This window comes from Bacillus sp. JJ1503, assembly GCF_036965125.1.
In the GTDB taxonomy this organism is placed as follows: domain Bacteria; phylum Bacillota; class Bacilli; order Bacillales; family Cytobacillaceae; genus Cytobacillus.
In genome coordinates this window covers 1-14,406 of sequence record NZ_JBALOZ010000250.1, presented here as the reverse complement: position 1 = coordinate 14,406, position 14,406 = coordinate 1, and the positions used below count along the sequence as shown (strand labels likewise).

Below are 14,406 nucleotides of genomic sequence, written 5' to 3'. Positions count from 1 at the left end.
GTATTAATGAATCATACTCAACTATGTTCATCTAAAACACTCCTAATTTTTAAGTGCATCGAAAATATTTGATAAATTCATTGTAATTTTTGACAATTCAAACATTACCTGCATTAATGCTGCCGATACTCCTTCTCTATATGAAGGAAAAATAAACAAATTTGTTAAAAATGAAACCATCTATTCATTTTAATTTTGTTTGGTTCTTGTCTATTTATTCCATTTCCATTAAGAAGTTTTCTAGTGTTTTCTTGGAGTAAATTGGAATAGTCAGTTCCAAACTCTTCATTTATTACCTCATAAGCTTCATTCAATTTAAATGAACTCCTTGATAAACGATGTGAATCGGATGCAATAAAATGAGTTAAATGATGTTTAATTAATTGAAGAGAAAACTTCCGTAGCTTCTTTCCTTTATAACCTATTAAACTCGAGGCTGTAATTTGAGTAGCTGCTCCGTTCATTACTAATTGATGTAAAATATCAGGATTCTCCCTAATCTGAACATTTCTTTCGGGGTGAACGATGATAGGAGTGATTCCTTCTAATTGTATATTGAATAAAAGCTTCACAGCATAAGCAGGTACATGAGTATCTGGTAATTCAACTAATAAATATTTATGTTGATTATTTAAAGTCAATATTTTCCCAGCTTTATAATCTTCAAGAAGCTCCCCATAAATTCGGGGCTCTTGACCAGGTAAAATTTTTACTGGGATTTTTGCTTTCCTTAACTTCGAATTTAACTTATTAACCTTTGCAAGTATTTTGTTTCCCTTATTATAATACCGTCCATTTTTGTGATGTGGTGTTGCAAAAATAGTTGTTATTCCTTTACTAGCTGCATGTTTAGCCATTCCTATACTTTCAATAAGGTCTTTTGCTCCATCATCAATACCAGGGAGAATATGACAATGAATATCAATCACCTTCCCCACTCCTCCGCTTTTTATCACATTTTTTAAAGTGTTTAAGATCGAATTGATTAGCTATGATCATCATAGTAATAATAATCTGTATAATTCAACTTAATATTATTGAGAACTGCTCCTAATAATCTCGCATTTACGTTCAGTAATAAAGTTTTGGCCTTTTCTGCATGTTCATATTTTGTTTTCCCACAATTAATAACCAATATCGCGCCATCACATTGATTAGCGAGTATTTGAGCATCAGTTACCGGAAGAATTGGCGGTGTATCAATAATAACCAAATCAAACTGCTCACTAATCGTCTTTAATAATTCGCTCATTGCTTGTGAACTGAGTAATTCAGATGGGCTAGGTGTGATTGGTCCGCTAGTCAATACATACAGGTTTTTAATTCTTGTTTCTTGTATAGCTTCATTTAATGGTATATGTTTAATAATTACAGATGTTAAGCCAAACATATTCTGTTTCTTAAATACATCATGAACCATTGGTTTCCGAAAGTCGGCGTCAATTAACAGTACTTTTTTCCCTTGTTGCGAAAACACAACAGCTAAGTTTGAGGATGTAATAGTCTTACCTTCACCAGGGTTTGATGAAGTGACCATGATAATACGGTTCTCACGATCAATATTAGAATATTCAATGTTTGTCCGAATGGTTCGATATTGCTCAGAAATTGGTGACTTTGGTTTAGAGATTGTGATTATTTTCCTTTTGTTTACTTTTTCTTTCTTTTTAAAAAGTCCCCGAAAATTCCATAGGTTCTTCATCCCCATCTTAAATGATTTTTTTCCTTCATCCTTCTGAAAGTAGCTGCCAGCTTGCACTGGTATCGAACCTAGTATTGGAATATCCAAAAAATGCTTAATATCATTCTCTGCCTTTATTGTGTTATCCAAATATTCTAATAGCAGCACTAGACCAATCATAGCTAAGAGACTAACCGTAAAAGCAATGAACATGTTTATAATCGGACTTGGTTTGATTGGTACGCTGCTAGTATCTTCATCTGCCATTGATAAAATGGATACATTGTCTATATTCATAATCACTTTAACTTTATTTTGAAACACATTTGCTATTGTGTTCGCCATCTTTACAGCTTTTTTTAGATCCTTGTCTTGGGTCGTAATGGTCACTACTTGTGAGTTATGTTCACTTGAAACACTAATTTGATTACTTAGTTCTTTTAAAGATGCATTTAAATTCATTTCGTTCTTTACTAAATCTAAAATTGCAGGACTTTTAATAATAACTCGATAAGTATTTATTAACTCTAGATTACCTTGTATATTGATAGCTCCCCCTGACTGTTGATCGGAATTCGTTTGATTGATTAGCAACTGAGTGGAAGTTTCATAAATAGGCGTTAAGTATTTATAGCTTACAATTCCAGTAACAAGAACTGAAAGTGACGTTATTAATACGATTAGTATTATACGTTTTAGTACAATTTTAAAAATATCCTGAATCCTTATACTCTCTCCCATCGAAATGAACCTCCACAAATTTATTAATAAGCCCTTAAATATCATGAACAATCTATTTCATATTAATTTATATATATGCAATAAAAATACTGTTCATCATAGTTAATTATTCGAAGAAGGAAAGGAAAATTTAGTTCAGATTACTTGACCAATTTATAAACACTGAAGCCCTTAATAAAAAGGATGGAGAAAATGTCTCCATCCTTTTTACTAAGGGCTTAAACTTAAACTATTATAAATATATAAAAAATCGCTCCTACAAAAACTCCCACTCATTCAGCGAATCCACTACATAACTAGGCCTCTTTTCATACCTGCCCAGCAATTCCTTCGTCGTTACTCCAGTATGAACGAGCAAAGTATCAAGACCTGCATTCATCCCCGCTAATATGTCGGTATCATAATTATCCCCGACCATAAGGGTATCTTCTTTTTTCGTCCCAAGTACTTGAAGAGCTTGTTCCATAATTATGGATTCTGGCTTTCCGATAAAAATTGGCTTAGTTTGCGTAGAAACAGTAATAACTGATGTTAACGAACCATTGCCTGGCAGAAGCCCTCTCTCTGTCGGGATTGCTATATCTCCATTTGTCGAAATAAAGGTAGCGCCATTTCTGACTGCCAAACAAGCAGTAGCCAGCTTTTCATAAGTAATGGAGCGGTCAATCCCAACGACAACATAATCTGCATTCTCTTCAACAATTGCAAATCCCTTGTCTTGCAGGGCATTCCTTATGCCTTCTTCTCCTACACAATAGACCGAGGCATCCTGCTTCTGTTCATATATGTAATTAGCCGTTGCCATACTGGTTGTAAAAACCTGAGCTTCCGTAGCGGGTATCGTAAATTGGCGGAGCTTTTCTGCCACCTGGGCAGGCGTTCTCGAGGAATTGTTCGTAACAAAAAGATAAGGAAGCCCACGCTCACGAAGCTGCTGAACAAAATCTGCTGCTTCTTTAATCAATTCCGTTCCTCTATACATTGTCCCATCCAGATCAATTAAATAGCCTTTATATTTACCCATATTTCATCACTCCCTACTACAGTGATTCAGCATCATTAATTCCTAAACGCGGAAACTGGACCAAGCTCATGAAGTAAGTATGCTCTGACTTTCTCGGGAAATTGCTTTAAAACGGATAAATGCTTGCTAAATTCCGCCTTGACTTCATCGTGATTTACCTCAGTATAGTTTTGAACAAGCATTTTGCGGTATTTAATAATATGTTTACAGCTTTTGGTTAATTCATTATGAATGACCTTTTCATCATCCAGAATGTCCACAATATCATCATAGCTCCCAGGATCACGCATAATGAATCCATCAATCATGGCATTCCCAACATCGAGAATCGCTTCAATAATTAGCTGGCTTGTCCGTTCCAGTGCAGCTTTTTCAAACTGTGAATTAAGATCTTTTATTTCTTCTAAGAATGCAAATTGCTGTTCTAAAAACACAAGAGTTGTTTCAATTTTTTCCCGATCAACAAAGTACAAATTTCTCACCCTTCTTCCATTACGATAGCTTTAATCCCTTTTCTAGAAAATCTGGACGAGCATAATAATAGCCTTGCGCTAAATCAACTTTATTTCTTGAAAGGACTGAGGCTTCTTCTTTATTTTCGATTCCTTCTGCTACTACTAAAGAACCGGCCTCCTTCGCAATAATTAGTAATCCTTTTAACATTGACTCTTTTACCGAATTTTTATCTATATCCTGAATGACAGAACGATCAATCTTAATAATATCTGGCATGATTTCACTTATAGAGTGCAAGCTTGCGTATCCGGCACCTGTATCATCAATGGCCACACGGAAACCAAGCATTCTCAACACCTTTATATTGTATAAAAAGTTCTCCATCCCTTCAATGGCATCACGCTCTGTGATTTCAAGAGTTATTTGCCTTGGGGAGATATTCTTATACTTTGCAAGCATATTCTTAATATCACGAATAAATCGTTCATGCCCTAATGTTATAGGTGTAAAGTTAATAAAGATATCGTGTGTGCATCCCGTTTTATAAATCTGTTGAAGGGTTTTTTCGAAAACAATCATCTCAAGGTCATATAGCATCCCTGTCTGCCGAGCTATAGAGAAAAGCTGGAGCGGACTTTCCAATACAGAGCCCTTCGGACCGCGGGTCAGCATTTCCCATGCCCTCACCTCACCTGTGGCAATATCTATAATCGGCTGAGCCAGAAGGTATATATCTTTTTGTGCCACTATTCGATTAACCATATACAGCATTTCATTATATTCAGATTGAACTCGCTTCTCTGCCATGGAAAGTGCATGCTGATTTGCTTTTAAAATGGCCTCTTGAATCGAATAATGTCTTTTCTCAATAAACATATAGCCTGTTTCAAACACTGGTTTCGCAAGAGGAACTAGTTCAGCTAGTTTTTTTTCAGAAAGTCTTAGAATTTTTTTCATTTTTTTATCAATATCTGTAACAGAATGACTATCATGGTTAACCTTCATAAACAGTGTCAGACCATCACTTGAATAATCATGAAGAGCCATAATTTCTTCTGACTTTACTTCGTCTTTGATCACATCTTGAAAAGTCAGCTTTAATAATTGAATAAAACCTGTATACCCCTGTTCTCCAAGCTGTTCCGGCAATTCTCGCAAATTTTTAATGTTAAACACAATCACTGCCACTTCATAGCCACCATCAAAAGCTTTACTTACTGCTTTCCTAATTGGGTCACGAATAATAAATTGCGGCGGATAAAACTTAAGCTTATCTTCTGGCAGTAAGATTTTTATCCATTTGTTCAACTGATTGAACCTTATTTTGTTTTGCCGGGGCATGGTCTCATTCCTCTCAGATGCAGCGTCCAAAATTACATATGCCACCATTTTATCACAAAATCCGACCATTTCCTCCAATATTTGAAAGATTAATCGGACAAATTGCCTGATAAACCGTTAGAGAAGCGGTGAGAATTATAATTATTTCTGTTATGATAGAATCAATACGGTTAACTGAAATTTATGTGAATAAAGGAGTATTAAATAATATGGCAGAACGTTTTTTTTTATATGATGATTTGGTAGATACAAAAACACGCTTCGTTAGCTTTATGGGTGATAATCAACGTTTTGATTTGGCTATTGTTCAATCCGATCGCTATTATGGAAAGCATATAGTTCTTGATATTCAAGGAAGCCGTTTTGCAATCATTGGACCTGATGATTTAAAAGAAGAAGGCTATTTAGAGTATGCCTTTAATCTTTCTGAAGAAGACGCTGAGGAATTGCGCTCCTTTCTATATGAATTAATTTAGTAATATGTATTCTCCGGTTTATTATCACCAGATTCACAAATAATAAAGGAGAACCTTAGATGTAAGGTTCTCTTTTTAATTTTTCTATTTTTTAAGGGGTGGTAATTGTTGGATAATAAGGAAGAGCGTGAGTATACGGATTTTACAAATGTTGAAAAGCGAAGGAACTATGTGACGGCAGAGGACTTCCCTGATGGACCATACGGATCCCCATTAAAAAGACATGATCCCGTAGAAAATAAAAGTACTCCCTTTCGCGAAGAACAGCGAAGGTATAGTGCCTTTAATTACGAAAATAAAACCTTACATGAAGACATGCCTCGGCAAATGGAAGGAGCTCATCCTACCCACGATGACCCCGAAAGAAGCACGGAACCGCCGTATGATGATTATCAAAAATAAAGCAGTAGTTAAGCAAAACTTGGCTTAATTGTATAAAAAGGCGATCAGATGATGCCTGATTGCCTTTTCTTTTTTACTTATTTACTTATTTACTTTTTTCGCCACAAAATATGCACAGCCAAAATTGCAAAATTCATACAAGTATTCCGATAATGTACTAATTTTCGTATCAAAGGTGGCTTTCTGATTTTGATCGTCAAAGAAACCCCGCAGCCTTAGCTGGCCATAACCCCAATCCCCAACAATATAATCATACCGGGTTAAAATATCGCTATATCTGCCTCGAAATGCTTCTTCATTAAAACCATTTCGTATATCTTCAATAACCTCATAGCAAACGTTATTAACACAAATCACATCAATCACCTCAGTTTAAAAACAGCGTCTATCATCCCCATTATATTGGAAATGTTTGTATTCCGAAAGGTATTTCTTACTTTATTTAAATTATAACTGATAGCCCATCAATTTCTAAGAGAAAAAAATAATCGGCTGGTTATTCTATAAGCAAGGAGGTGTTTCACATTAGAAAATCATTGATCATCTTAGGGATATGCGGCCTTACAGCACTAACTGCTTGTCAAAACAACAATATGGCAAATGAAAGCGATGGAATTTACGAAAGAAGCGGCAACACGCTGAATGTAAATACTCAGCGCCCTGAGTTATATAATCAAAATAATAATGGAAACAACGTCAACGGCAGGGATTTTAGGAATACGAATAATAATGGTACAAAAAATAATTTTGGTTATGTCCGTCACCAGAAAAGCCCCGTTGCAGGCGAAAGGGTTTCCAATGTTAATTATGGAACCATCAATAAGGAGCAATTAGCTGATATCATTTCTGGCTACTGTACGGATATTCCAAATGTTGACGATATATCTACACTTGTGACAGATGAAGAAGTGCTGGTCATTTATCATACGGACTCAAATAACCGTAACATGATTGCAGACCAAGTGAAGAAAACAGCTATGTCTGTCGTCCCTAGGTCGTACCATGTATATGTAAGTGATAATACGACTCTGCGCCCTTATGTTGAAAACTTTGCAACGAACAGCCCGAACACAAAAAATGTGAATACCGGCCTAAATAAAGTAATTAAAGAAATGCTAAAATCCCCACAAGGGAAAAAAATGGGTAATGGTGAAAACGAAAATGGAGAATTAAAGGGTGAAGAGAATAACCGTTAAAAAAAAGGGTTCAGTATTGGCTGCTGAACCCTTTTATCTTTTATGCTTCTTTAAGCTCGATTTCTCCCAACTCCTGCTGACGCTTAGCAGCAGCATTTACTTGCTCATCAGCATGGTAAGAAGATCGTACAAGAGGACCAGACTCACAATGACTAAAGCCCTTGCTTAAAGCAATTTCCTTAAACTCTTGGAACTCATCTGGGTGGTAATATTTTACTACTTTCAGATGCTTTTTCGATGGCTGTAAATATTGGCCAATCGTCATAATATCAACATTATGCGCTCTTAAAGCATCCATCGTTTCAATTATTTCCTCTTTCGTTTCTCCAAGACCGATCATTAAGCTGGATTTTGTCGGAATATCTGGCTGCATTTCTTTTGCCCTTTTCAAGAATTCTAATGAGCGGTTATATTGAGCTCGTGCTCTCACTCTCGGAGTAAGACGTTCAACCGTCTCGATATTATGATTTAATATATCTGGACGTGCATCCATCAATGTCTTTAAATTTTCATATACGCCACCCATATCAGACGGCAATACTTCAATAGTAGTGAATGGGTTCTTTCTTCTAATGGCTCTGACTGTTTCAGCAAAAACAGCTGCTCCACCGTCTTTAAGATCATCCCTTGCCACTGCTGTCACAACAACATGCTTTAAGTTCATCAGCACTACGGAATCTGCGACTCTTTCCGGCTCTTGCCAATCCAATTCAGTTGGCAATCCCGTTTTGACCGCACAGAAACGGCAAGCACGTGTACAAGTATCCCCTAGAATCATGAAGGTAGCCGTTCTTCTGACCGCCCAGCATTCATGGATATTCGGACATTTTGCTTCTTCGCATACTGTATGTAAGCTATTTTCCCTCATCATTTTCTTTAAACCGGTATAGTTTTCATTCGTGTTAAGCTTTATTTTCAGCCACTCCGGCTTACGTATGTATTCCTCTTTCGTACTCACTCTCATTCCACTCCCTTTTGTGGCATGGTGCCTGAATTCCTGTATATGATGCAACTGTAACACATGAAAAAGTCTAGGACAAGTTGGAATGTTTTGATTACCATTAATTGATATATATTTATTTCTCCAAAAATCACAAACTAAATAAGCATATGTGTGAGGAAGGGAGGATTACTTTGAGGATTAAATTAGCTGTTATTCTAACATTGCTTTTTTCTTTATTTTCTCCTTGGAACGGTAAGGCTCAGACAGTTGGAAATGAAGTATATAAAAGCCGGATGGAATTATATAAAAGGATTGAAGCTGTCACACACATTCCCTGGTATTATCTTGCCGGAATTGACCAATATGAACGAAATGTAAGGCAGGCTAGAAGAGACATTCCAAAAGCAGAAGGACTAACAGGGATCTATATCAAGCCTGAAGAATGGGCGGGACCGTTAAATCCTAATACATCTGACGATAACCCATTTTCCATTCAGTTTTTTAATGGAAAGGGGGTGGATGGCGATGGGGATGGGAAAGCGAGCTTGACGAATGATGATGATGTTCTCTATATGTTTGCTCAACATCTTCTATCGTATGGAAGGGATCATGATAATATCAAAATTGGCTTATGGGATTATTATAAGCGTGATAAAACGGTTAGCATCATTATTGGAAAAGCAAGGCTTTACAAGCATTTTGGAAGATTGAATCTAGATGATCGTGTATTTCCACTCCCATTAAGAAGCCAATATACTTATAAAAACACATGGGGAGCGGCTCGCGGCTGGGGTGGAAGAAGAATTCATGAAGGTACAGATATATTTGCCGGGTACGGGGTTCCTGTTAGGGCAACAGCATATGGAATTGTTGAAATGAAGGGCTGGAATCGATTCGGCGGCTGGCGAATCGGCATTCGGGATATTAACAATAATTATCATTATTTTGCCCATTTAAGTGGTTTTGCGAAGGACTTGAAGCTAGGACAAATTGTCGAGCCAGGGATGCTAATCGGCGGGGTTGGAAGTTCTGGTTATGGACCGCCTGGGACTTCAGGAAAATTCCCGCCACATTTGCATTACGGAATTTACAAAGACAATGGCTTTACAGAATGGTCATTTGATCCGTATCCGCACTTACGTTTATGGGAAAGACAAGAACGAAACAGGAAAAAATAAAAAGAGGGGACTGACTCTCATATGAGCCGGTCCCTTCCCACTATTAATGACCACCTAAGTAGGCTTTCTTGATTTCTTCGCTGGCCTGCAGCTCGGCGGCTGTACCTGAAACTGTTACACGTCCTGTTTCAATGACGTACGCCCGGTTAGCAATTGATAATGCCATATGTGCGTTTTGTTCTACTAGCAAAACAGTTGTTCCTTCACGGTTAATTTCTTCAATAATTTGGAAGATCGTTTTAACCATTAAAGGAGCAAGTCCCATAGAAGGCTCATCAAGTAAAAGAAGCTTTGGTCTTGCCATTATCGCTCTTCCCATAGCTAGCATTTGCTGCTCCCCGCCTGATAGTGTCCCTGACAACTGTTTTCGACGCTCTCGCAACCGTGGGAAAGTTTCATAAACCTTTTCGATATCCTTATGAATTTCTTTGGAATCTTTTCTTAAAAAAGCTCCTAATTCTAGGTTCTCCTCAACGGTCATGTTTGCAAATACACGGCGCCCCTCTGGCACATGTGAGATTCCCGCCTTCACAATACCCTGAGCAGCCTTGCCGCCAATAGAGTCACCTAAATATTGGATTGTTCCATTTTTCGGCTTTAGAAGTCCGGATAAAGTTTTCAGCAGAGTACTTTTTCCAGCTCCGTTCGCACCAATAAGGGTAACAATTTCCCCCTCATTTACTTCTAAAGAAACACCTTTAAGCGCTTGTATATTCCCATAAAACACGTCAATTTGATCTACTTTAAGCATCTTTTGTAACCTCCTCACCTAAGTAAGCCTCGATGACTTTAGGATGATTACGAATTTCTTCTGGTGTTCCTGCCGCAATAAGCTGCCCATGGTCTAGAACATAAATTCTTTCACAAATACCCATAACTAAATTCATATCATGTTCAATCAATAAAATGGTCAAATCAAATTCATTACGGATAAAAGCAATTAACTCCATGAGCTCATGCGTTTCTTGCGGGTTCATCCCGGCGGCAGGCTCGTCAAGCAATAATAGCTTTGGACCCGCTGCTAAAGCTCTCGCAATTTCCAATCTCCTTTGCTGGCCATAAGGAAGATTTTTTGCCTTTTCATCCTTAAAATTTTCTAATTGAAAAATTTTAAGGAACTCAATTGACTTTTCCTCCATTTCTTTTTCCCCTGAAAAGTGAGAAGGAAGACGGAAAATCGAGCTTACGATTGAGTGCTTTGCTAATGAGTGGTAGGCTACCTTCACATTATCTAGAACAGAAAGCTCATTGAAAAGACGAATATTTTGGAAGGTACGGCTAATTCCTAGACGTGTTACCTTATATGGAGGCAACCCATTTAGACGTTTTCCTTCAAACAGAATGTCTCCTTCTGTTGGCACATAAACACCAGTCAGTAAGTTAAAGCTTGTTGTTTTTCCCGCACCATTCGGTCCAATTAACCCAACTAGCTCACCTTGGTTAATTTCCATGCTAAAACCTTGAACAGCTTTTAATCCGCCAAATTGAATGCCTGCTTCTTTAACCTGAAGTAATGGTGTATTGCCCATGCTAGTTACCTCCCTTCGCACTTTTCCACTTAAATAAATCAGTGATTTCACGTGTTCCCATTAAGCCTTGAGGACGATATAACATCACGATAACTAAGACAAGACTGTACATAATCATCCGAGTTTCCGGGTAATCCTGCAAGAAGGTGGACACTAATGTTAATAATATCGCTGAAATAACCGCTCCTGATAAGCTTCCAAGCCCGCCAAGTACAACAAATATTAAAATATCAAAGGATTTTAAGAATCCGAAGTTTGTTGGCTGAATAATATAGAAGTTATGAGAATACAAACCGCCCGCAATTCCGGCAAAGAAAGAGCCTAGGGCAAACGCGATAACCTTATAATAGGTCGTGTTGATCCCCATTGCATCCGCAGCAATTTCATTCTCACGAACAGAAATACACGCACGTCCATGTCTTGAATTTGTAAAGTTCATGATGACTAAAATCGTTACAAACAGACAGATGAACGTATACGTCCAGGTCGTTAAATGGGAAACCTGCATACCGGCAGCTCCACCAACATAATCAATATTCAGGAATACAATCCTGATTATTTCCGCAAAACCTAAAGTAGCTATCGCCAAATAGTCACCTTTTAAACGAAGGCTCGGAATCCCAACGATAAGTCCTGCTAATGCTGCCATAAGTCCGCCGGCTATTAAAGCAATTGGGAGTGGAAGATGAAGCTTCATCGTAAATATCGCTGAAATATAAGCACCAACTGCCAAAAACCCAGCATGTCCAATCGAAAATTGCCCTGTAATTCCAATAACTAAGTGCAGGCTGACTGCCAAGATGATGTTAATGCCTATAAAGATGAGTGTATTTGAATAAAACGGGTTTAAGATTCCAGCACTAATTAGAAATTGCGCAACTCCGTAGACGATGACCGATAAAATTAAAAATAGCCAAAATCCTTTTGCCTTTTTCATAGATTCTTTCACCTACACTTTCTCTCTAGCATTCTTACCGAAGATGCCCGATGGTCTAAATAATAGGATTAAAATGAGAATAATAAATGCTGCTGCATCTCTCCATAAAGAGAAACCCAAAGCGCTAACAACTGTTTCAACGACTCCAAGCACAAGTCCGCCTACCATCGCTCCCGGTATAATCCCGATTCCCCCTAGAACAGCGGCAACGAATGCTTTTAATCCAGGAATAATTCCCATTAGTGGTTCAATTTTTGTGTAATACACACCAAAAATAACACCTGCTGCTCCTGCCATCGCTGAACCAATAGCAAATGTTGCAGAAATCGTATTGTTTACATTAATCCCCATCAAACGTGCTGCGTCCATATCGTGTGATACTGCACGCATCGCCTTACCAATTTTTGTTTTATGAACAATGAATTGCAAAATTAGCATTAGAATAATAGAAACGGAGAGAATTAATAGAGATTGGCTGCTGATTTGAGCACCAAATACATTAAAGGATTTGTTAGCTAAAACATTTGGATAAGCTTCTGGCTGCGCACCTCGAATGTAGATAACTCCATATTCGATGAGAAGGGAAACCCCGATTGCCGTAATTAAAGCGGCTATTCGAGTTGCATTGCGGAGGCGCTTATAGGCAATTCTCTCAATGAGAACCCCAAAAATCGCACAAACCGTCATCGCGAGTAATAATGCTGGGAAAAATCCTAATCCCCAGCCAGCGATGGCATAGAATCCAATAAACGCACCGATCATAAAAACATCGCCATGCGCAAAGTTAATTAATTTAATAATTCCATAAACCATCGTATAACCTAATGCAATTAATGCATAAATACTGCCGAGTGAAATACCGTTAATTAATTGCTGTAACCATTCCATGAACTCTCACTCCTTTATTAGAAAAGCGTCAGCGCCTTGTCCCTTGAAGAAACGCAGACTAAAAGCGCCACGTCCTGTGGCAACGTCTGCAAGACCCGCATCCTGCGGGCCTCAAGCATAAGACAAGCCGACGGGAAGGTTGTAGTTTAACCTTCTTGGCGGATTGGCTTAGACCCAAGAGCCCCTAGGCGCTAAAGCTAGACAATTTAGAAAAGCATAGGCACCTTGACAGCTTTTCGACAAAATTTTCATCATTAGGAATGGAAAATGGGAGGATAGGATAATCCCCCCATTTCCTGTGGTTAATCTTAAGGATTAACTTTTGTTTTGAATTTTTGCTTACCATCTACATATTCTAGAACGGATGCTGATTTAATTAAGTGGTGATTTTCGTCAACTGTAATAGTACCAGTAATTAATGCTAAATCTTTTGTTGCAGCAAGAGCATCTTTAATTTTCTCTGAATCAGATGTAGTGCCAGCACGTTTCATTGCATCTACAAGAAGGTATACAGTGTCATAACCAAGTGCGTTAAAAGCATCTGGTGATTTGCCGCTATTTTTGTCTCCGTAAGCTTTAACAAACTTTTGAATCGTTGCGTCTGGGTCTTCAGCAGAGTAGTGGTTAATAATAAAAGTATTATTTAATGCATCTGCACCAGCTAATTCCACTAGCTTAGGAGAATCCCAGCCGTCAGCTCCCATTAATGGAACTGTAATGCCCATTTCTCTAGCTTGCTTAACAATTAGACCTACTTCTTCATAGTATCCAGGAATGAAAATAAATTCTGGATTAGAAGCCTTAATACGAGTTAATGTAGAACGGAAGTCTGTATCCTTAGCAACATATGATTCTTCTGAAACAATTGTACCGCCAGCTGCTTCAAAAGTTTCTTTAAATGAAGCGGCAAGTCCTTTTGCATAATCACTTGCATTGTCAGCAAAGATTGCTGCATTTTTTACTTTAGCATCGTTTAGAGCAAAGTTCGCTGCAACTGTTCCTTGGAATGGGTCGATAAAAGCAGTACGGAATACGAACTCATTTACAGATCCATCTTCACGTACTGTTACAGTTGGGCTTGTACCAGATGGTGAGATAAGAACAGTCTTATTATCGTTAGCAATTTGGGCTTGAGCTACTGTATTACCACTTGTAGCAGCACCGATGATTGCGGTAACTTTATCTTGGCTCGTTAATTTAATAGCAGCGTTTGTTGCTTCAGCTGCATCTGATTTATTATCAACTTTTACAAGTTCAATTTTCTTGCCATCTACACCGCCAGCCGCGTTGATTTCTTCAACCGCAAGCTCCACCCCAGAAGCAATTCCTGAGCCATAAGATGCAACACCACCTGAAAGTTCTAAGTTAGCTCCAATTTTTATTGTATCTCCGTCTTTAGAACTTGAACCGCCTGAACCTGCTTCTTTGCTGCCGCTACAGCCAGCAAGAATACCAGCCATTAATGTTGTAGCCATTAAGACTGATGTGATTTTTTTCTTGAAAACCATTTAGTTTTCCCCCTTTTTTCTATTCTGATTGTTCAATCAATTTGAAGCATAGAAAGGTCTTTTGAGCTAGATTAATTAGTTTAAAATAATCTATCTACAACCTCCT

At 37.9% G+C, this 14,406-nt stretch carries 16 protein-coding genes and 1 pseudogene; 4 read left to right on the top strand and 13 right to left on the bottom strand.

Features of this window, described 5'->3' with window-relative positions; translation table 11 throughout:
- Window positions 1–164: 164 nt before the first annotated feature.
- The 6 genes and pseudogenes from V7149_RS18775 to V7149_RS18750 all read right to left on the bottom strand — a co-directional run bounded on the left by V7149_RS18775 (window position 165) and on the right by V7149_RS18750 (window position 5,312).
- Window positions 165–929, bottom strand: a complete 765-nt coding sequence (locus tag V7149_RS18775; protein WP_335347122.1) for a tyrosine-protein phosphatase — start codon at window positions 927–929, stop codon at window positions 165–167.
- A gap of 56 nt (window positions 930–985) precedes the next feature.
- Window positions 986–1,702: a CpsD/CapB family tyrosine-protein kinase gene (locus V7149_RS18770; RefSeq protein ID WP_335347125.1), complete on the bottom strand. Its 717-nt coding sequence runs from the start codon at window positions 1,700–1,702 to the stop codon at window positions 986–988.
- 453 nt (window positions 1,703–2,155) lie between these two features.
- Window positions 2,156–2,422, bottom strand: a pseudogene (locus V7149_RS18765) (Wzz/FepE/Etk N-terminal domain-containing protein); the annotation flags it as partial.
- A 256-nt stretch (window positions 2,423–2,678) separates the two neighbouring features.
- The gene (locus tag V7149_RS18760; protein WP_335347121.1) at window positions 2,679–3,446 is read right to left on the bottom strand and encodes a TIGR01457 family HAD-type hydrolase; all 768 of its coding nucleotides are present in this window, start codon (window positions 3,444–3,446) and stop codon (window positions 2,679–2,681) included.
- Between the two features lie 35 nt (window positions 3,447–3,481).
- A complete protein-coding gene (gene hepT / locus V7149_RS18755; protein ID WP_335347120.1) occupies window positions 3,482–3,919 on the bottom strand; it encodes a type VII toxin-antitoxin system HepT family RNase toxin in 438 nt (145 codons plus the stop codon).
- Between the two features lie 19 nt (window positions 3,920–3,938).
- The gene (locus V7149_RS18750) at window positions 3,939–5,312 is read right to left on the bottom strand and encodes an EAL domain-containing protein (RefSeq protein ID WP_335347119.1); all 1,374 of its coding nucleotides are present in this window, start codon (window positions 5,310–5,312) and stop codon (window positions 3,939–3,941) included.
- Window positions 5,313–5,452: 140 nt separating this feature from the next.
- On the opposite strand from V7149_RS18750, the gene V7149_RS18745 reads away from it, so the two are divergent.
- Window positions 5,453–5,719 carry a DUF3055 domain-containing protein gene (locus tag V7149_RS18745; protein ID WP_335347118.1) on the top strand — a complete coding sequence of 89 codons (267 nt, stop codon included), beginning with the start codon at window positions 5,453–5,455 and terminating at the stop codon, window positions 5,717–5,719.
- Window positions 5,720–5,827: 108 nt separating this feature from the next.
- The gene (locus tag V7149_RS18740; protein ID WP_335347117.1) at window positions 5,828–6,121 is read left to right on the top strand and encodes a cytosolic protein; all 294 of its coding nucleotides are present in this window, start codon (window positions 5,828–5,830) and stop codon (window positions 6,119–6,121) included.
- A gap of 81 nt (window positions 6,122–6,202) precedes the next feature.
- On the opposite strand, the gene V7149_RS18735 is transcribed toward V7149_RS18740, so the two are convergent.
- Window positions 6,203–6,478 (bottom strand): YutD family protein, encoded by a 276-nt coding sequence (locus V7149_RS18735; RefSeq protein ID WP_335347116.1) that lies wholly within the window; start codon window positions 6,476–6,478, stop codon window positions 6,203–6,205.
- Between the two features lie 167 nt (window positions 6,479–6,645).
- On the opposite strand from V7149_RS18735, the gene V7149_RS18730 reads away from it, so the two are divergent.
- Complete coding sequence (locus tag V7149_RS18730) at window positions 6,646–7,317, top strand: YhcN/YlaJ family sporulation lipoprotein (protein WP_438824129.1); 672 nt, start codon at window positions 6,646–6,648, stop codon at window positions 7,315–7,317.
- Between the two features lie 40 nt (window positions 7,318–7,357).
- Here V7149_RS18730 and lipA read toward each other — a convergent pair whose 3' ends face one another.
- Entirely contained in the window at window positions 7,358–8,281 is a 924-nt protein-coding gene (gene lipA, locus V7149_RS18725) for a lipoyl synthase (protein ID WP_438824049.1), read from the bottom strand.
- Between the two features lie 200 nt (window positions 8,282–8,481).
- On the opposite strand from lipA, the gene V7149_RS18720 reads away from it, so the two are divergent.
- Window positions 8,482–9,438, top strand: a complete 957-nt coding sequence (locus V7149_RS18720; protein WP_335347124.1) for a M23 family metallopeptidase — start codon at window positions 8,482–8,484, stop codon at window positions 9,436–9,438.
- Window positions 9,439–9,481: 43 nt separating this feature from the next.
- Here V7149_RS18720 and V7149_RS18715 read toward each other — a convergent pair whose 3' ends face one another.
- From V7149_RS18715 to V7149_RS18695, 5 genes are all read right to left on the bottom strand, one after another.
- The gene (locus tag V7149_RS18715) at window positions 9,482–10,189 is read right to left on the bottom strand and encodes an ABC transporter ATP-binding protein (protein ID WP_335347113.1); all 708 of its coding nucleotides are present in this window, start codon (window positions 10,187–10,189) and stop codon (window positions 9,482–9,484) included.
- Complete coding sequence (locus tag V7149_RS18710) at window positions 10,182–10,967, bottom strand: ABC transporter ATP-binding protein (RefSeq protein ID WP_335347112.1); 786 nt, start codon at window positions 10,965–10,967, stop codon at window positions 10,182–10,184. Before V7149_RS18710 ends, V7149_RS18715 begins: the two co-directional genes overlap by 8 nt.
- A gap of 1 nt (window position 10,968) precedes the next feature.
- Complete coding sequence (locus tag V7149_RS18705) at window positions 10,969–11,904, bottom strand: branched-chain amino acid ABC transporter permease (RefSeq protein WP_335347111.1); 936 nt, start codon at window positions 11,902–11,904, stop codon at window positions 10,969–10,971.
- Window positions 11,905–11,916: 12 nt separating this feature from the next.
- Window positions 11,917–12,792 carry a branched-chain amino acid ABC transporter permease gene (locus tag V7149_RS18700; protein WP_335347110.1) on the bottom strand — a complete coding sequence of 292 codons (876 nt, stop codon included), beginning with the start codon at window positions 12,790–12,792 and terminating at the stop codon, window positions 11,917–11,919.
- 308 nt (window positions 12,793–13,100) lie between these two features.
- Window positions 13,101–14,300 (bottom strand): ABC transporter substrate-binding protein, encoded by a 1,200-nt coding sequence (locus V7149_RS18695; protein WP_335347109.1) that lies wholly within the window; start codon window positions 14,298–14,300, stop codon window positions 13,101–13,103.
- Window positions 14,301–14,406: the final 106 nt, after the last annotated feature.